A 19,607-nucleotide genomic window follows, 5' to 3' on the forward strand; every position below is an offset into this window, starting at 1 on the left:
TTGGGGCGGCACGAAAGCGCGACAGGTCCAGACATTCCAACTAATCCAGAAAATTTACCACCTAGGACCTACGGATAAATCCACCCGCCTGTAGAGTCTCCCTGGACCCCGCCCACGAGATGTGCTACGAAAGCGCCAACCAACGGCTTGGTAGGGGAAACACAGATGTTACAATCGGTTACGGAGAATCTGCACCAGGAACCAGATGTACGTCAGGGCGAAACGAAACTGGCCAAGACGAACCTCTATACCATGGTCGATCTCTTCGCTGGGTGCGGCGGCTTGTCCATGGGTTTTGAGAACGCCCAGTTTACACCCGTATTTGTGAACGAGCTCGACAAGGATGCCATACAGACCTACCTCAATAATCGCCACCATGAGCTTGGTGGCGAGAGGTTTTCAGATAACGAAAACCTTCGGTGCAACGACGCCCACGAGCTACAAGGCCCCCGCTTGGAGCAGCTCCTATCTGACTTGTCCTCCATGCCTGAGGTCGACTTCCACCTTGATACCGCGACAGCAACGAACGGCGGTGGTAGTACGCTCGATGTTCTCGCCGGTGGTCCGCCTTGCCAAGGTTACTCTGGCATCGGCATCCGCCGCTCTTATGCGGTTGATCGCAAGGAAATCCCCTCGAACGTACTCTATGGCCGGATGGCACAGATCATCCGTCGTCTGCGCCCCCGGATCTTCCTCTTCGAGAACGTGAGGGGATTGTTAAACGCGAAGTGGACACGTGAGGGCGGCGATCACATTTGGCCGGACGTGAAAGCAGAGTTTCGGAAGATACCCGGCTACGAGGTAAGGTGGTCACTCGTGTACGCGAAAGACTACGGCGTACCGCAGAACCGCCCTCGTGTTTTGCTGGTTGGAATCCGCAAGGATATCCTTGATGCCTCCTCTTCCCTGAACCCAAGCGCCGACGAGGAAGATGCAGTGAAATGCGGCTTCCTGCCTGCCGGTCAGTCAAACACCTTTCCGCACCTGAAGGATCTGCTGGGCGACCTAGAGGACTCCGGCGTGACCGACATTTTGCGCTCTAGCCGGTTCTCTCCCGGCAAGTTCGAGACCAAGAGCTATCCCCGCCCTGCTCGCACGGCCATCCAGAAGCAGTTGCGTACCCCACCACCTTGGGAGCCTAATGGTCGCGTGCATCTAACGGAGCAGGAATATTCCAAGCACAAGTGGGAAGTAGTCGACAAGTTCGACCACATGCTCGCCAACAATGGCGAAATCCCGGATCATTACAAAACCCGGAAGTTCTCGCAGCGGGTGCTGCCGCCGCACTGGGGCAACAAGGAACCAAACATGACGGCGACGTCTTTACCCGATGATTACGTGCACTACTGCCAGCCCCGGATACTTACAGTACGCGAATGGGCCCGGCTCCAGCTTTTCCCGGACTGGTACCGGTTCGCAGGCAAGCGCACGACCGGCGGAATTCGTCGTGCGGGAAATCCCCTCGAAGGCAATTTCGATCGCGAAGTGCCGAAGTATACCCAGATCGGAAATGCCGTTCCCGTTGGACTGGCCCAGAAGGTAGGCGAGCATTTCCGAGGCATCTTGGACGAAGCCGTTGGTAAGCGGTAAGCCCGAACCATGCCACTTAGAACGCTTACAGAAATCGAGAGAAGCCGGATCAAGCGGCTCACGGCGGAATCTGTCGAAATCACCCTGATCCAGCCTACTAAAACCGGCCTTGAAAAGGCTATCCTTGATGCAACCGCCCCAGTCCGCAACTTTCTAAAAGATCACGACCTGCACGACTACGAGTTTCAGGGCCAAGGGGCTTCGGAACACGGCGTCAAGCTGGAGGCCGTCCTGTTGAACGAGCATGGATCAACACGTTCGACAGCCTCGCTGTATCGACCAAGGACGAAGTCCGGCGATCCACGCATCTGGTTCACCAAGTTACCGGCCTACGCCGATCCCGATGACATAATGGCAATCATGGTTCACGAGGGCCGCCTAGCCGTGCTTAACCTAACCAAAGTTAATATCGATCACGTTCTCGACGTCCAGCGTTCTGGCGCGTTGTGGGAGCTGCTGACCGAAATTGGTAGCGAGGCTACAGAGCTCGCGGACGAGCTGCTGGAAAAGCTCCGTGCAATTTCTCGAAACGGCCTTGTTGCATCCGTCATGGATGCACGGGCCGACACGGCTATCGGACGCACGTTGGAAACGGCTCTCGGCATTGCCATGAACTCGGCCAAGGAACCAGACTACAAGGGTATCGAGCTCAAGTCGTACCGCCGTCGCAAGGGATCACGGGAAAACCGGAAAACCCTCTTCGCGCAGGTACCAAACTGGGACATCAGCAAGTTCAAAAGCAGTCGCGAAATCCTAGATAATTTCGGGTACTGGCGAGAGGCTGACTTCAAGCTCTATTGTACGACCAGCACGAGAACTCGCAACTCCCAGGGTCTCTCCTTCGCTCTCGATGAGAAGGCTGGAACCTTGAACGAGTTGTCAGATCAACGCGAAATTGGTGCGTTTGCCTCATGGTACATGGCAGACCTTAGGGATGCCTTGCTAAAGAAACACAACGAGACATTCTGGATTGGCGCGGACGTAAGGGACGTCAGCGGCCACGATCATTTCAGATTCAGGGACGTGATACACACCCGCAAGCCAATTGCCTCGCAATTCGATATATTGGTCGAGCAAGGCGAGATCACGATGGACCACCTAATCAAGCGCAACGCCAAGGGGCGCGTGTCAGAGAAGGGGCCATTGTTCAAGATAAACAGCCCTTCGCTTGAGCTCTTGTTCCCACCGAGCAAGACCTATGCCCTCGCGTGACGGGTCGCCGCCCCTATCCTTGTTTTCCAGTACGGGCAAAACTGTCCCCTGCTCGACGTGAACATGGCACGAATAATTGAGCGCTGGGCATCAAACTTAATTTTACGTTTAGCAATACCGGTGCGAAACCTTAGCTCTCCACGATGTCCACAAAGTCAGGAAACTTTCTCGCCGCTTCAAGGACTTGTGCACCAAACCGTCCCTTGGGATCCGACAGCTGAATCACAAGTGTATCAATCGGGCGCGTCAGCGCGATAAGGCCCCACCGCCATGCCTCGCCAAGCGCTGCCTTTTCCAAGTCTACGAATCCCTCTTCTTCGTCGGGATCAAGGCCCTTCGCCAGCTTGCCCTCAAAGACTTCCTTTAGAAAACAATCAAACTCATCGAGGACAACCGTCCAACCCTCAAGACCCCGACAAGACGCGTATTGCACAATCCTTACTTGTGCTGTGCTGCGCGGAAAGTCTGATCTTGCCAAGGGGTCGACGCCGTCCCAGCTCGCTTGGCCCCTAGCCCCCAATTCTTGCCCAATTCGACTCGCACGGCGGCCGTCGCTCTCGACCACGCCCTCCGGTGGCACACAAAACAGCATGTCGACGCAATCGTTGCCATCAGACTTGAGGTCTGCAATCAACGATCCATGAATATCCTGACTACTCGTGTAAGGTTTACAAAGAACGATGATCCGGCCCCCTCCAGCAGAGGGGTTGGGTTCGACGTCCCAGGCGCTTCCTGTTTCTCGCGCAATCTCGGACACGAACAGCGACAGATTGCGCTTGAGACGGAGACATTTCGCAAGCGATAATGTGCTCCGCTTGTCACGTGCCAATCCTGTGCGCCAACTCGCTTGCGCTCCGCGAATAAGTTGATCAACGCCGTCGGCAACGCAAAGACAAGTAGGATCATACAAGGCTTTCAGTAGCGCGGTTTCACCACTTGGCCAATCCTGCCCCTCGTCGACGAAAACATGGTCGAAATCAAAAAAGTCAGGATCACTGTAAATAATTTCGTCGATTTCTGCGCGCGTTACAGCGCCGCCGTCTATGATCTCCAGTGCCTCCGCGCAAAGCTCCGGATAGTCTTCGAACGCAAGCGGGCCATCACCAAGAATTCCAAGCTTCGAAAACCAAGTGTAGAGAAACGACATCACTGTACCGACACGGATGCCGCCCGCCTCTACCGAAGACGGAATATTGGCCAGCGACATCAGACGGCGCATATCTGCTGCAAGGGCATGGTTGTAGGTCAAGACGAGCGTCCGCTTGCCTTCGGTACGAAATAGCTTCCAAGCTGACTGGAGTAGCAAGACCGTTTTGCCTGTACCAGCAAAGCCACGTAGAAATACAGTACCATCTCCGAGTGTTTCCAGGATGCCGTCTATGGCAGGGTTTTTCGCAGCCAAGCGATCCATGCGTTCGCGATCCAAACGCGTGGGAATCACCTGTTTAAAAATCGGTGCAACCAGTGCCTTTTCGATTGCGTCCTTATCGCCAGCAGCCAGCACCCCCTGCCCCCGGCGTTCCATGAGCTGTGATGAAGACGCGATCGCACTCATTAGCTGATGCCCGCTAAACCTTCCCGAGACAGCAGTTGGGGCTGAAATCGATCCAAGGCTCGGAAATACCATGCAACGGCGCGCGAACACATCGATATGCATGTCAGACAAATAGGCCTTCAGCGCATGCATTTGTTTGATGTTTTGGTCAGTTGCACTTTTCCATTGCACGGGCCCTCCACGCGAATATTTGACCTCTACTTGATCATCCAAAATGCGAACGCCGCGATCATCATGATCCTTGACCTCAATCGCGACCACAAAACTCTCGACAACGACAGGTCGCGCGTTAAGCTTATCCCCCGATTTTCCCCTCAGAACCCGCATAGGTCTAAACATTCGAGGCTTGGTGAGACGCCCGACCATCACGATGTCAATGTCCTGAACCTGATAGCCCGAAAGCTTCGTGCTGACTGCTATCCGGATATCGTCCAATTCCTGAGAGGTTTCCGTGATCCCAGGCCAAGTTGCCTCCAGAGCATTACGCACAAGCAGTGCGGCTTGGTACTCGCTCGATCCCTCTGCACCAGTGATTATGATCATTGTGCGTCCAGCATCTTCACGATGTAAGTCTGAGGGTGGTGCGCCAGATCCCGGATATCCACGAACTCAACCTTTAACGCAGAGCCATGATTGGCTTGCAAAACGAGTTTCGCGTTTCGCTGCGCGTCTTGCGCCAGACCCTCGCGCATGTGCCAAAGTGGATGGGACAAGACGAGCGATAGGCTACTCCCGCGGGTTATAGCGACCAACCCATCCGCTTCTTCGACATGTACTTTCCCGTCATACTGGTTGCAAAGATCTGCAAAGCGCGTGCCGATATGTTTGGCATTGCCAAGCCAGCGCGACACACCAAGAGGTTCTCCCAGTACCAGTTCTGCCACATCGAGCGCCAGTCGCCAGTCGAGCGAGGCATGTAGGAACCTATTGTTGTAGTTGCGCAAACAATCAGGACATGACCGGTCGCAATCCGCGTGGGCAGGGTCGTGCCAGTTTTTCTTCACATCCTCGTAATGGGTCTTGATCAAGTCACGCAGCCGTGTGGGATCACAGATGTGCCTGCTGTAGCCTGCGCCATTTTCCAACGCATCGGCAACATAGAGCTGCCGCGTCACGCAACGATCTAAGCGCCAATTCTGTGTCCCAACCCTGAGCTCGGCTGGGTCGACATCGAGCTCACGCGCGGCCGCAACCTTTAGAAATTCGCCAAAGGACGTTATCGCTGGGCCAGCCGCTTTTTGACCTTCAATGTCGAGCGCGCCATTGTAACCAACCTCAGGAAGCTTCTCGAGAAGCATCGTCATGATGTCGGTCTTGAATACCGCGCCTATTGCGCCTTCGCATTCAGGATCACCCTCAAGCTCAGGATAGGGTTGATGATCGCGGTAGAGGTGCTCGTCATTCACAATCATCCTGTTGTACTTACGCCTAAACTTAAAAAACTCGCCGCCATTGTCATTGACGAGCGCAATCGGTTCGTCAGAGGCGAGGGCAACTCGGGCCGGGCCGAGAGCGAACCCACTTGCGTAATCGGGCTTAAATGCAAGAACCGGGGGAGAAAGAGTCGGGCCGCGTTGGCGTTGACCGTCATAGTCGCGCGGCTGTCCCGGAGACGTGATGAAGCCTTTTGGTTGGTAAAGATCGAATTGCATAGCGAACTGCGTGCAGACCTCGCAAGTTTCCTGCACGCCTTGCATGATATGGGCGCAATCGGGGTCGCTGCATTTGGAGAACGTTAAGCTCGGTCCCAGCGGATCAGGATCACTTTCGACACGACCGCGAATCTCGCGGAGCAACTCAAATCCACATGCCGTATGGATCTGCTTATCTTTCGGGATTTCTGATCCCGGCGAAAATGCCCAGATTGCGTGATCAAGTGCCCGATCGCTCAGCACCATATCTTCAAGTTTTCCATCCTTCTTGAACTTGAAGAGGTTACGGCTCTGTGTCGGGAAACCAAACATCGGCAACACGCCTGCGGTCGCAAGGCGCTCACTTAACTCAACTTGAATGTATCGACCATCTGCGACTACTCCAGAAACCTGATCTGCAAGTTGGCTGCGACAATAATTCATGATTCGGTTCGGCTCGCCGTCAGCCAATGGTGCCAGGTAGCACAGCGATGCAACGACCAAGGAAACTCCGGGATCCGTCGCCAGCCATGCCGCAATATCAGGTTTGTACACCGTGTCCCATTCGGCGGCTTTGCCGAATGCTCCATGAGTACTTTTTGAGCCCACGGGCGGTTCATCAAGGCTGGCAAAGGCGCGCCTCAGGCACTCAGCGGCAGCAACCCGCATCACGATCTCGGGTCTTGAGAGATCGAGGTAAGGCTGCGGTGGGGTATCCCCCGTAATCCTTTCAGGATTAGTGTAATAAAAGTCATCATGCGATCCGCCGCGACATATCGTGAGCGCATAGGAAAAGCTCTGCCCCATGCGCCCGGCCCGACCGACCCTTTGTTGGTAGTTGAACCTTTGTGGCGGCATGTTCGCCATCATGACAAGCTCAAGCGAGCCAATGTCGACACCCACCTCCATCGTCGTTGTCACGCTTAGAGTATCGATGCCATGCACAGATTCCAGCTCGTCCTCCAGAAAGGCTTTTTTGAAAAGCCGTTGCCGACGTCGCTGTTCAGAAAGTGGTTTTGTTTGCCCCGTGAGCTCTTCCACGTTGAGCCGATGGGCTGGCTCTTCTGACAGCCAGCGATAGTAATCATCCTCCGGTTCGGAGATCGGATCAAACCCAGTTGTAGAGCAGTTCACAGATGTGCAAGCCTTAAGCGCTACGTTGGCCGACACCCGGGAACACTTTTTGCAACGATGAAGACCATCCTGAATAGACACCAGTTCCAGTTTCAAACTTGAGTAGCGGCCGACCTGAATGACCCAGTTTTCGTTAATAATGCCCTCGTCCCGCAACAAAACGCCAACGATTTCCCCGAGATCTGCTGCATCTCGATTTAGGCTTGGAGCAACCTTCTCCACATATCGGCGCACCCCAGTAGGCATGTTGGTCGACGATTGGCTGCTTCCGCCGCCTTGGTAGAGCCGGGCTTGCCCAAGAAGGCGCACGACATTTGCCAGTAGGTCTCTCGCTTGGATTTCGGACATTCCCAACTTCGTCGAGTGGTCCCCAAGAGGGCAGGCAAATGCGAGCCCAAGTGTTTCTAGGTCTCGTCCTCCAGCATCAAAAAGCGCGGCGGCGATCAGCGATGAAAGCGTTTCTCGCACCTGCTGGCGACCTTCAGATTCAACGTTCGGCTCAAGGCGAGCGACAGTGCTTGGCCGCGTTTGATCGAAATAGCGCCACCAAGATTCATTCGCGACTTTTTGCTTGGAGGCATCAGTCCCCGATGGGTTCTCACCCAGTGCCAAGAGATCGTTCATGACACCAGAAACAAGCACGCTCCAGGAAATTCCTTTGGCGCTCACAACGTCCCGTTCAAATACTTCAACCAAGCCATCTTGTTCTGGGTTCGACATGGACATGGATTGCATCAACAAGGCAGTCTGCAATTCGGCCCCCTGAGCCATGATTACCGAGCCGACCTCCTTCTCATCAGCGCTCAGAGTCTCCTTTTTTTGTAGTTTCGCAGCAACCTCTTGGGCCTGTTTAATCGAGAAACTGGCACCGGGTTTGAGCGCGCGGAACACGTGTTGGCGCAAAAGCGAGCGGAAATGGTTCAGCTCAAGTCCTGCAGCAACATCAGCTGCATCGTCACGACTGTCCGTAAAGGCGATCATTTGTGCCGTGCGTTCCGGCGTGCCCAGTTTGGTAGATGCACGATCGGCGATCACTTGAGTGGTGACATTCAAACCCGTTCGAAGTCCGCGGATAGGGCTGTTGACCCTGCTGCCGGCGAAGAAGGCTTTAAGAACCCGATGCTGGCTCTTTTTGGATTCGCAAGCAGGGCATTTCTCAGGCAGTGCCGGGGCGTTGACGTCGTTTGGACAGCTAAACATCGTACCAGTTGGCGTATCTCCATGCTGCGCTTTTTCCAAAAGCCCGTAGAGCGGATCGTAATTGGCTGACGCGTATCCAAATGTCTTTTGCTTTTTTGTGCTAGGATCACTGTGGCTCCAACTCGATGAAACATCCGCAGGGACCTGCTTGCCTGGCCAGTACCACCGAAACTTCGTGTGCGGTCGCTCATTCACGAGCCCCGGAACATTACTTGAAAGATCTGTAGGTCCGGACTCTAAGAAAACCTGCCCAGTCTCTGCCCCATCAACCCGCGGAGTCACATATCCACCGAGGTAGACTTCTCCGCAATCGTAACAGTAAAGCAACTCGAGAACCTGCCCGCCGCACCCACATTTGATCGCAGGGTGCTTGAAAATTTTTCCGATTTGACGGTCTGGGTCGCGATAAGCCTCTTCCACATGATCACATTCTGGATTGGAGCAAGCCCACATACCCTGTATCTGACGCAAGAACATGTGAGACCTAAACGAAGGATACGGCTCTTTGGCTGAGGGTGATTTCTTTTGATATCCTGCTGCATGCATCACCGCATTGAACACCAGATCGCTTCCTTCTCTGCCCAGCAAAGCGTGCTTGATCGCGCCCAAACGCGCGGGAACGATCGCGCCGTCATCTTCGCGCCTGCCCGCCACACGACACGCCGCACCAAGCGCTTCGCGCGGAGAAATAGACCCAATGATCTGGTCGAGTGCTTCAATGTCACCATCAATCGCTTGTTGCGCGATCGGCTCAATCACTGAACCATCGACTGGCAAACTGGCCATAGGGATGCGTGGCTCACCGGGAAATACCTCAAACGTGTCTCGTGCGACACCAAAGAACTGCTCAAGGTATTCCTTGCCTTCCTCGCCATCGAGAGAAGCACTTGTTCCCAAACACCGCAGTTGCGGTGAGCCGGGCTCAAGACCCAGACGCATGAGAAGGTTGCGAATTACGAGCGAAACTTCTGTTCCAGCAGTGCCCCGGTAGCCGTGCAATTCATCCACCACGAGTGAGAAATGATTGTCCTCTGAGGCAGCAAGCCAATCCCGCGTTTGCTCAAATAGTCGCGCTTCATGCTCTCGCATCAGCATGACATTGAGCATCGACACGTTGGTAATCAGGATATCAGGTGGTGCATCGATCATATCCCAACGGGTCAACATTTCCCCACAAGAAGGGTCTTGGAACTGACCGCGAATTTCTTCGTCACGGTCGGCTAGTCGTGCAGCCTCTGATACGATTTGTTTGATGTCTCTGGCCGCGTCCCGAACAATCCGCCTTCCTTTAGCATCCAAGTGACCTTCTGGGTAATATGTGCCTCCTGGCGTCGCACCGGTATATCGCCCGAAGTAGAACATCGGTGCCCCGTGAATCTCTTTTGCCCGTGTTGCCGCGCGCCTCAAGCGCGAGACCTGATCTTCGACCAAAGCGTTAGTTGGATATAGCAAAAGCGCACGAAGGGCTGGCTGCGGAGCGTTCTCAATGAGTGAGCGGCTGCTTTGCCAAGTATTGGCGCTGCCCCAGTTCTCGTCCCACCAGTTGTGCAGCCCGCCACTGCCAACGCCATTAATGCGTTCCTTAAGAAGGCGAGCAATTATGGGAACGAGAAAACTCTCCGTCTTTCCGGAACCAGTACCGGAGGTTACGACGACATTGCGTTTTGTTGCATCATTGGACGCAAGTGAGGTTTTTAAGGACTGCGCTTGATGCTTTCGAAGGTAAAAATCAGCCCCAAACACGACATGCCCCAGATGTTTTGCAACCTCTTTTGGCAAGCCTGCGGCCGCGCAAGCTTGATCAACAGGCACTTCAGAAGGATAGGCGAGCACTGCTTCGAGAAGGATCTCTTGCGCAGTTAAACCCGGCTCGTCCAGCAAATCACGACGTTCACGCATGAGATACTCATCACGCAACCAGAAGGCGCTGTCATAATACTTGTGGTAGGCTTCCTGAATATAATCGAGAACCTCTCCCGGTGTTGCATTACCCATTGCTCTCGTCCTTCATATACATCTTGTTCATTACCGTTGCTGCAACCTGTGGCTCCACATTCGCATAAACGAGACGGCCCCCTTCCCTTGTTGGGAGCATCCCGCTGGAGGAAACAATTGCCCGCGCAAAAAGCCCTGGGGGTTCGACACCGAGCGCCGCCGTGAATTGACCCGTCGCAGGATCAAACCTATGAAGCCGACGTCCTTCATCTCGGGCAGCAAGGATCTTCGCAATTTGATGGCCAACCTGGCGGGTCGTTCCTTGTGCGTCTCGATACACATAGCGTATTCCGTGCACGCCAACACGGTAGGCCCCACGTCCATCCAACCGGTCAACCCTCGTCCAACGCGCCCGCGAAGTGTCAAACTTAGCCAAGCCGTCTGATTGCTCGATATGCATCGGAATAGCATTGGCCCAAACCACGTCCAGCAGAGGCAGACATCCAGCAATTGCCGCACTCACGCCCCGTGCAACGCTTACTGGTCGTCCATGAGGGTCTTTGATACCTACAAGACTTGCCTCGAGATCGAGACCGGTTAACCCCGACCACCTTTGAAGGGTTAGATGGCCTGCCATCGTGACTGGCTCAGACTGCGCACCGTCTTCTGAAAGTGCCTCGTTCAATGCCTCAAGGAGACCAGCTGATTGAAAGCCCGCCAGATACCCGCTCCCATCCCCACCGACAACCAACACTGGGGGCGGGACGGACCAATCTGCCGCCAAGGATTGATAATTCCCAGACGCTTCCAAATGACCAAGAGAAAAAAGATCTCCCGCGAGGGAATGTGCAAACCAAGGCTCCGGCGATGCCGAGCTGGCAAGTCGTTGGAATGATGCCCATGACCCTTGCCCAAGATAGCAAAGACCGTCAAAGATCGTATCTGGCGAAACCCCCACAAGCGCCGACTCATCGTTCCCGGGGAGAGCAATGGCCGGTGCCATCGAGCGGCGGCTCGGAATGACCACCTCATTGTTCGCCATTTTTTTGGCATTGCCCTTCGCGACCTCACGTGTGCGAGACAGAGCGCGTACACGGCAGTTTCGACATTCGGCCATCTTAGCGTCAAATCGATCGTCATCTTTTTCGAATGGCTCGTAAACCCAGTGATGGTGTCCACGAATAACGCAGCTTTCACGCACAATTTCTGCAGCATCATGCGAATGGCACCAGTCAAGATCAGGCATAACCTCGGGGCTTCCCTCCGGAACTTCTACTTCCAATCGCGCATGACCAACGTCGGGATCTAGATGTCCACTCTTCGCTTGTCCTATTAGAAGGCACCCTTCTAACCCCGTAACATTTTTCCCGTGTGTTTGCTGTGTCTCGCTCGCAAACCTATTCTCAACAATCGGATGATAAATCCTCTTTGTTCCAAGCGGGCGGGGCATGCTTGCTGAGCGCAACGACAGCGAGGTTTCGGTCAGTTCAGAACTCTTGCTTTTGACCAAAGCACGCAAGTTCATACCTGCCGTTATGTTCGTTTTTGCAAGATCGGCCTCCATGACGTCACCGATCGCGTCGACCGAGACGAGCACCTCGTCCTTTTCGCCAAACCGTTCGCGGATGATTTCTAGTTTCGAGTCAGGTCTCTCAGAGGTTGCCTCGATCATCGGCGGCGCGGCTGCATGCCAGGTCCCGTGTCCAAGTTTCAAACCCTCGACACAGGCAATGGCCGCGGTACTTGCAATTGGACTCAGTGCATGAAAATTGTCGTGAGCGCTTTCTAGGAATCGAACGATTTCCACTCCGCGCAAAACGCACCACCCCTCTGGAATGCCCGGCATATCTTTGGCTCTTTGGACAACGTATCCAGATCTTGCGCATTTCAAGAGATGCCCTTCGACTCGTTCAAGCCAGACCTCATGACAGAGAATTGCGTGTTCTTCAAAAAGACTGACTCTGGAAACCTCGCTATAGGTTGTACCGTCGGGTGATCGTGCTAAAGGAATAATCGGTTTGGCGATGTATGCGTAATTTGTGCCGCTCTCTGATCCTTTGAACGATCGTGACTGAAGCAGGAGCATATCCAGATTGATCGCGCTAATCGGGCCAAGAAAGTGCTGCCCATGATTCAAGCCTGCTTCGAGAAAGAGCTCGTCTTGGACCGCTCTTGAAACGACCGTTTTTTCAAGTCTTTCTGCCTGCCCGCCACGCAAAACCGTCAATGAAAGTCGCGCCCGCTTTCTCGGAAAATCAGTAAAGCCAATCTGCCATTGCAAGCGCCGATTGCGAAGTCGTTGGTTGGAAACCCAGGTTGTCCTTTCCCATGCTTCGAATGCGTCAAGGGCCGCTGAAACAACCCTCGGCCGAAGATCGTTAGATTTCCAAAGCTTTCGTAACCAAATGGTTGGGCCTGATGGACCATGAGAGGTCATCCAATCATGCACAAGAAGCGCCATTTCCGCGTCGGGTACCGGCTCCCCCTGAACAAGGTCATACTTCTCAAAAAGACCGGCAAATCGGCTCCGATCAGCATCGCGAACGAGGGCTTGCGAAAGTCCAAAGCTGGCGTACTTCCAATGACCGATGACCGCCCTTGCGGTTGGCCGACCAAGTTGAAAATCTCTTTCTGAGAGCCACATGTTCAAAGCCCGCCAGAACTGACGCGTGGACTTAGCATATTGCCTAAGCTTTTGTTGGGCCCCCGGATCCCTGACACCGAGCAGTTCAAACTGTCTCTCCGAGTAGTTGTTCGGAGAAAAGTTTTCGTCCGCACCCATCCGTTCTGCGGCAATCGAGAGCGCGCAAAGCAAGGCCGTGAAAGGCGGCTCCTCGTGTCGACCCGCGGTACTCCAGTTACGCAACCAGGTTGTCTGATCCACGTAAGGGTCTGCCTTATCAAATCGGAGCGAGCGCGCCGCACATAATCCAATGAAATCGCCGAGTTCATCTTGGTCGATGTCCAGAGCAGCTGCCACTTCTGCTTCGGCCTCTCCTTCAAGGTCGAGGTAAACAGGCAGCATCTCAAAACGGCCCCGAAAGAAATAATCGTTTAAAGCCTCATTTACGGCCTGATATTCTTGGTCTCGCATACTTGCACTTTTTAAAAAGGTTTGGCCCACAATTCCGCAATTTTTAAGCGAGAAAATTCCCCACCTAGACAACCCTAAGGCTCGACCCAGAGCATTGTAAACCGTCTTCACAAACAAACCACGGGTATGCCACCAATACCACACTAGTCGTGTAAGTTCATTTGAAATGGTGCTGGTCAATTAGCGAAAGAGAAAAGGGAAATATGGCTCTGTTCGAAAAAGAACCGGGTAAGAACCTTCATTCTTTGAAAATTGAGCGAACTCTTTATTTAAGCGACCAGACATTCAGGACAGTAACGTTCGGGAGGCAATATGTTATTTGTCACCATCTACCTCTGACCGACGGCCCCGATAAATTTAGAGCTACCTTCTTGCCACTGTTTATTGTCATCTCAATCTTAGATCGCATCTTTCTTGGGCTCTTTGCAAACCACTGCGTACAGATCTCCACCAGGTCGTCATAAATGGGCTCCTCAACTAAATGCTTTAGGCGTGCCTCGGTAAGATGGTCTGTGGGGGCGAGAAAATAGTCCCCAGGATGCCGCAGGTCTTTGAAGTTCACCACCATGTCTGACTGACGTTGCTGGAACATCTTAGGATTTATTTGCAAACTTGGGCCCATTAGATTGGGAAATGCGGGCGCCATGAAATCGATCACCCAACCATCGGCTTCAATCCAGCAGTGAAATTTATCAAGGGCACCAGTACCACCATCGTCTGTCATCTCGCCAAAAAAAAGGATTTCATTCTTATCACAGACATAGAAGGCAGCAAGACCGCACCGGACCGTTGCGGCGACTTTATAATGACTGCGAAGGATGTGTGCACCAAAGAAACTGAACCACATGCATGAATGGGCAGGATCGTTACCGTGATGGCTTACGACAGACGAAATGATACGGTGTATTCGTTCATAATCTTTCAGCTTCACTAACATGAAGACACTCCTACATAGCCTGCTTAACAAGCTCATTCGAAATTCCACTCATCAGTTGCAGGAGCAACACCTGCCAGAACATCCGAGCCGCAGTGTTGGATTGAGGTCCAACTTCGCTATTTTAAATTACGTCGAATGAATTGTGGATCACCAAATTCAATAATTCGTTTTGAATCTCAATCCATTCCGCACCCAAGTCGATAGTCGCAGTCGTGACTGGCAGGCCTAGCATCTCGTAGCTTAGATGGACATACTCACCAACAACAGGATAAATCAGTATCCTGACAGTTTCTTCTTAGCTGTTTGGTCCGATGGTTTGATGGTTTGATGGTGCGATCCTTTCTCAGGAATGGAAGGAAGCATTGGGGGCAAGTTCGTCATAGGACCGCCACCACCACGTTCGCCGTCAGAACTGCAATAAAGCAATCGCAAACTTCAATTGCGGAGCTGAGCCGGGAGCTGGGTATCAACCCGAAGACGGTTCCCAAGTGGCAGAAAACCGCGACAGGATCCGATGACTGTCTGACGTCAGCACTCGTGGGGCATAATTGAGGATTTGATCACCGGGGGATTTCTAGTTCATCTTATCGATTAGGAGATCGAGATGATGAAGAAACCTGAGACTTCTAGGGACGCGGCTGACAAGCTTGTCAAGAGCATCCGCCGCAAGATGCGCCAGACCTATTCTGGGGAGGAAAAGATCCGCATTGTTTTGGAGGGGCTGCGAGGCGAAGAAAGCATTTCAGTGCTTTGCCGCGGCGAGGGCATCGTCGAGAGCCTTTATTACAGCTGGTTGAAGTAATAGCGGCGTGAAACTCTCTTATCTTCCCAATTCCTCCCATGGAAGCCCTTGAATAGCCTTCATTTCTCCCAATAGTTGTGCAAAGTAACCCTTGTTGGATGCAAGACTGGCGTAGATCGATGACCGAAACCTACCGTGAGGTCCCGCTTGGGGGCGATATTTTGGACACAGCCCTGCGCCGGGCTCGGTCCCTGCCTGTCTTCGAGGGCTCGCACAGGAAATTGCAGGCCAACATTGTCGGGAGTATCGGGGAAGTCGTTTTCGAAAGATTCTTGGAGCGGCAAGGTATTGCCTTTGAAGATCGACGGGAAAGTACTCGGCACGACTACGTCTTCCCCGGGGGTACAACGTTGGATCTCAAGACGAAGGATCGAACCGTTCGACCCAAGATCGACTACGATAACTCAGTGCCGCTCTACAACCACGAGCACCAACGACCAGACCTTTATTACTTCGTCTCATTGCTTCGAGAGCCGTCGGAGGACGAGGAAGACATCGCCCGGTTCAAGATGGCGTTCATGCTAGGTGGGATCGATATTGGGACCCTTGATCGTGACGGCACGAAGTGGGAGGCGGGGCAACCCAAAGCCGTCATTGGCGCAGCTACAGCGAAAGCTCACTAAGTCCCGCATTGCAGACCTTGAGGCTGACTGCGCCGAAGGTCTGCTCAAGGGCAAACCGAACAACGCTTTAATCGTCAGGCAAGCTTGTATCGCCACATCACTGTAAGCCTGTTGAGGTCCACTTTTGCCCCAAGGCTGCGCCTCTTTTGCCCCAAGGCTGCGCCTCTCTGACCATCTCACCAGATCGATAGTGAACCGCGTTGTTTTAGGGGTTGGCTGTAGTCAGACCAGTTCTTTTTCCTGTAAGTCGTTGGTATCCAGCTGCTCATGGCTGTCAGCTATCACGCTGGATTCACAACATGAATCTCCGAGACCAATTTGTGCGACATAGCCCAGAAGTATGCAAATTTGAGTTACCTTAGATATGGAAGAATATCCAAAATCCTTGAAGAGCTTCAGTTCTCCCCTCGAAAACAGTTTGTTAAAAACACGTGGAAAATTGACAAACTATGGTTTGCTGAGCGAATATGCCAAGCCGCCTTTCGTTCCCTGCTGCCAAAACCCCGGAAAGCGCGGCGGCCGGTTCACCTATATCTGACCACGCTAACATCATCAAAGTAGGTAATTTGGAATTGAAAATGAGGCACGGCGGTTTTATACCCGCCGCACCTCAATCGTTTTTAGCGGAACATTGGCGGGCGCGCGTCCAGCCATGATCCGTCTGCTTTACCACTTTCAGCCACAGCTTCAACGGCGGCCATTGACCGCAATCCGTCCTCTGCGCGGGGGTAGAGGTCGGCTGATGGGTCCATGGCGCGCCCCTCTTTGCGTGCCGTGATCGCTTCGGCCAGATCAGTGTAGATATTTGCGAAGGCGAGCGGCATACCTTCGGCGTGGCCAATGGTCACGCGGGTGGAGCGGTCTGCCTCGGGCGATAGGCTCGCTTCACCACGCTCAATAATCTGAAGGCGTTCGCCTAGCGGCATATAGAAAAGCTGGTTTGGTTGTTCTTGTGACCAGCGCAAACCGCCCGTTTCGCCAAATACTTGGATGCCTAGCCCGTGCTGACGCCCAATAGCGATAGAGCTGGTCCAAAGCCGGCCAACAGCGCCGCCATCCATGCGAAAGTTAACCATCGCGTCGTCTTCGAGTGTCCGCACAGGGATCGCAGAGATGATATCAGCGCTAAGTTTCGTGACCTCTTGCCCCGTGACAAATGACGCCATGTGCATCGCGTGAATGCCGCAATCCGCAAACTGCGCAGACACGCCAGCCAGCGCCGGATCATAACGCCAACGGACACGTGGGTTATCGGCATCTTCGGCGTCAGCGTGATGCCCATGGGCAAATTCTGCATTAACGACACGAACTTTGCCAATGTCACCACGGGCGATCATTACTTTCATATGACGGACCAGCGAATAGCCAGAATAGCCGTAGTTCACCGCGCAAATTTGGCCGGTCTTTTTAGCGATCTCAACAATGGTTTCGCCTTCTTCGACGGTCATAGTCATCGGCTTTTCGCACAGGACGTTAAAACCGCCCTCAAGGAAGGCTTTGGTGATTTCAAAGTGGCTGGCGTTTGGTGTCGCGACGGTGACAAGGTCAACACGGTCCTTGCGGGATTTTTCACCTGCCAGCATGTCTTGCCAACCTCCGTAGGCACGATCGCCAAGTCCCAAACGCTGACCATAATCGATGCCATGTTCGGGGCGGTGGTCAAGCGCACCTGCGGTGAATTCGAACAAGCCATCAAGACCGGACCCAAGACGGTGCGCAGGCCCGATTTGGCTGCCTTCGCCGCCGCCAATTAGGCCCCATTTAAGTTTTGTCATTTCTCAAGCCCTTCTTAAAAACCGATGGATTGCAGGTAGGTGCGGTTCAGTTTTGCGTCATCGATCGGCGATGTGTCGCCTTCGGGGTCGCAGTCTTGTTCCACTGTACACCAGCCGTCAAAATTGTTGTCGATCAGGATTTGACGGATTGCAGGAAAATCCACATCGCCATCGCCCAAGTTACAAAAGATGCCATCGCCGCAGGCCGTATAGAAATCGGTACGATTGGCAACGACAGAGGTTTTCACTTTGGGATCGATGTCCTTGAAGTGCATATAGCTGATGCGGTCAATGTGCTTGCGCACGAACGCCACCGGATCGAAACCTGCATAAGAATGGTGACCTGTGTCGAAACAAATTTTCAGGATGTTTTCGTCAACTTCGGCCAGCAAACGTTCAAGCTCTGGCTCAAAGTCCATGAACCCAGCAGCATGCGCATGGATACCAACGGTGAGCCCGTATTCTTCGGCACCTATTTTGGCAACGGTTGCGATGCGGTTACGAAACGCTGTCCATTCGGCATCGTCCATCTGCTCTGCTTCGTTGGCACGGCCCGCGGTTGGCGCGCGGCGCTCGGAAATACTGTCGATCAGCACAAGGTGCTGGGCACCGTGCGCTTTAAGCGCTTTACAGGTACGCACGGCAGCGTCCATGACGTCATCCCATGCTGCGGTGTCGTGGAATGGCCGAAAGACGACACCACCGACGAGTTCTTGGTTGAACTCCTCAAGTGCTTCACCAAGGATTGTAGGGTCCTCGGGCATAAAGCCTACAGGACCAAGTTCAATCCCTGTGAAACCTGCGGCTGCGTTTTCTTGTAAGACCTTGCGCCAAGCGGGGTTGCGCGGGTCATCTGCGAATTCCACACCCCATGAACATGGAGCGTTGCCAATTTTGATCATGTCGTTTTCCTTTAGTAATCCGCCACGTTGACCCAAGCACTTTTCGTGCTGGAATCATGAACGGCGGTGACAATGCGGTTCACCGCGAGGCCTTCTGCGAAGGTCGGCCAAACGGCGCGTTTTTCAGATATCGCGGTCAGGAAATCCTTGGCCTCGATGATGATTTGATCTTGATATCCTGTGCCATGGCCGGGGCCTTGGCAGAAGGACAGGTAATCGGGGTGTGCAGGGCCGGTCAGTATTTTACGAAAGCCGCGTTCGGCCTCTGGCCCCTCGGTGGTATAAAGCCAGATCGCGTTCTGATCTTCTTGGTCAAAACGGATATGGCCTTTGGTGCCGTGGATTTCGTAGGCGTAGCCCATTTTGCGTCCGACGGCGACGCGTGAAAAGAACATGTGCCCTTGCGCGCCATTTGCAAAACGGCACATCATTTGTGCCTGATCGTCGTTTGTGACCTGCGCCCCATCACGTATTTTGTGGACGGTTTCAACCGATGCGCAAAGGCTGTCGATTGGTCCTATCAACGCGTGAGCCGCATTAATCATATGCGGTGCCAGATCGCCCATTGTGCCGTTGGCTTGCCCTTGGGCGCGCCAGCCGCCGACGCTGGGGTCTGCAAAAAAGTCTTCGGTATTTTCACCACGAAAATAGACGATGTCGCCAATGCGCCCCTCGGCCAATAGCTGACGCGCATATTGGGACGCTGGCGTGCGGATGTAATTAAAGCCGACCATATTTGCGAGGCCGGACGCCTCGGCGGCGGTATGCATCGCAATCGAATCGTCAAGCGACGCACCAAGCGGCTTTTCACACAGTACGTGCTTGCCTTGGGCAAATGCCGCGAGCGCGATTTCGCGGTGCGTCGACTGAGGAGAGGCAATGACAATAGCTTCGATCTTTGGGTCATTTACAAGGACGCGCCAATCGTCGGTGCCACGGGCGAAGCCATACATTGCACGGTATTTCTCGGCGGTTTCGGGGGAAGACGCTGCAATCATCTCTAATCTCGGGCGCAGGTCTGTGTCGAATACTGATGCGACTGCGGCAAAAGCAACCGAATGTGCCTTGCCCATATAACCGCCGCCAACAATGCCAATGCCGATTTCCGCCATTTGTATTTCCTCCCTAAAAACCGATTGCAACCGGTTGCAAAATGCATATAGTTGTTTTGGGCAGTGGGTCAATATGCAATCCGCGCTGACATCAATTTCGTGTAG

Annotated in this window: 10 protein-coding genes and 3 pseudogenes; 5 read left to right on the top strand and 8 right to left on the bottom strand. The window is 53.6% G+C overall.

All coding sequences use genetic code 11. The features are described from left to right. Positions 1-165: 165 nt before the first annotated feature. Both DS901_RS12280 and DS901_RS12285 read left to right on the top strand, forming a co-directional pair. Positions 166-1,590, top strand: a complete 1,425-nt coding sequence (locus DS901_RS12280) for a DNA cytosine methyltransferase (protein ID WP_113777224.1) — start codon at positions 166-168, stop codon at positions 1,588-1,590. Positions 1,591-1,599: 9 nt separating this feature from the next. After that, positions 1,600-2,802 (top strand): MvaI/BcnI family restriction endonuclease, encoded by a 1,203-nt coding sequence (locus DS901_RS12285; RefSeq protein WP_113777225.1) that lies wholly within the window; start codon positions 1,600-1,602, stop codon positions 2,800-2,802. Positions 2,803-2,932: 130 nt separating this feature from the next. Here DS901_RS12285 and DS901_RS12290 read toward each other — a convergent pair whose 3' ends face one another. The 4 genes from DS901_RS12290 to DS901_RS12305 form a co-directional block, all read right to left on the bottom strand. Further along, entirely contained in the window at positions 2,933-4,900 is a 1,968-nt protein-coding gene (locus DS901_RS12290; RefSeq protein WP_113777226.1) for an AAA family ATPase, read from the bottom strand. Further along, a complete protein-coding gene (locus DS901_RS12295; protein WP_220150237.1) occupies positions 4,897-10,317 on the bottom strand; it encodes a DEAD/DEAH box helicase in 5,421 nt (1,806 codons plus the stop codon). Before DS901_RS12295 ends, DS901_RS12290 begins: the two co-directional genes overlap by 4 nt. Beyond that, complete coding sequence (locus DS901_RS12300; protein WP_181820856.1) at positions 10,310-13,495, bottom strand: hypothetical protein; 3,186 nt, start codon at positions 13,493-13,495, stop codon at positions 10,310-10,312. The genes DS901_RS12295 and DS901_RS12300 overlap by 8 nt, the downstream gene beginning before the upstream one ends. A 178-nt stretch (positions 13,496-13,673) precedes the next feature. Continuing rightward, positions 13,674-14,288 (bottom strand): DUF2026 family protein, encoded by a 615-nt coding sequence (locus tag DS901_RS12305; RefSeq protein WP_181820857.1) that lies wholly within the window; start codon positions 14,286-14,288, stop codon positions 13,674-13,676. 327 nt (positions 14,289-14,615) lie between these two features. Between DS901_RS12305 and DS901_RS19200 the strand changes: the two are divergent. The 3 genes and pseudogenes from DS901_RS19200 to DS901_RS18585 all read left to right on the top strand — a co-directional run. Continuing rightward, positions 14,616-14,804 (top strand): annotated as a pseudogene (locus DS901_RS19200) (hypothetical protein); the annotation flags it as partial. Between the two features lie 88 nt (positions 14,805-14,892). Then, a pseudogene (locus tag DS901_RS12315) lies at positions 14,893-15,087 on the top strand (transposase); the annotation flags it as partial. 122 nt (positions 15,088-15,209) lie between these two features. After that, positions 15,210-15,713 carry a hypothetical protein gene (locus DS901_RS18585; protein WP_147249919.1) on the top strand — a complete coding sequence of 168 codons (504 nt, stop codon included), beginning with the start codon at positions 15,210-15,212 and terminating at the stop codon, positions 15,711-15,713. 45 nt (positions 15,714-15,758) lie between these two features. On the opposite strand, the pseudogene DS901_RS19155 reads toward DS901_RS18585, so the two are convergent. The 4 genes and pseudogenes from DS901_RS19155 to DS901_RS12335 all read right to left on the bottom strand — a co-directional run. Then, positions 15,759-15,982: pseudogene (locus DS901_RS19155) on the bottom strand (transposase); the annotation flags it as partial. 351 nt (positions 15,983-16,333) lie between these two features. Then, positions 16,334-17,488, bottom strand: coding sequence for a Gfo/Idh/MocA family protein (locus DS901_RS12325; protein WP_113777231.1), 1,155 nt, complete (start codon positions 17,486-17,488; stop codon positions 16,334-16,336). Between the two features lie 14 nt (positions 17,489-17,502). Beyond that, positions 17,503-18,390 carry a TIM barrel protein gene (locus DS901_RS12330; RefSeq protein WP_113777232.1) on the bottom strand — a complete coding sequence of 296 codons (888 nt, stop codon included), beginning with the start codon at positions 18,388-18,390 and terminating at the stop codon, positions 17,503-17,505. Between the two features lie 11 nt (positions 18,391-18,401). Next, complete coding sequence (locus DS901_RS12335; RefSeq protein WP_113777233.1) at positions 18,402-19,502, bottom strand: Gfo/Idh/MocA family protein; 1,101 nt, start codon at positions 19,500-19,502, stop codon at positions 18,402-18,404. Positions 19,503-19,607: the final 105 nt, after the last annotated feature.

Origin of the sequence: Loktanella sp. D2R18, assembly GCF_003318235.1 — a bacterium.
Lineage (GTDB): Bacteria > Pseudomonadota > Alphaproteobacteria > Rhodobacterales > Rhodobacteraceae > Yoonia.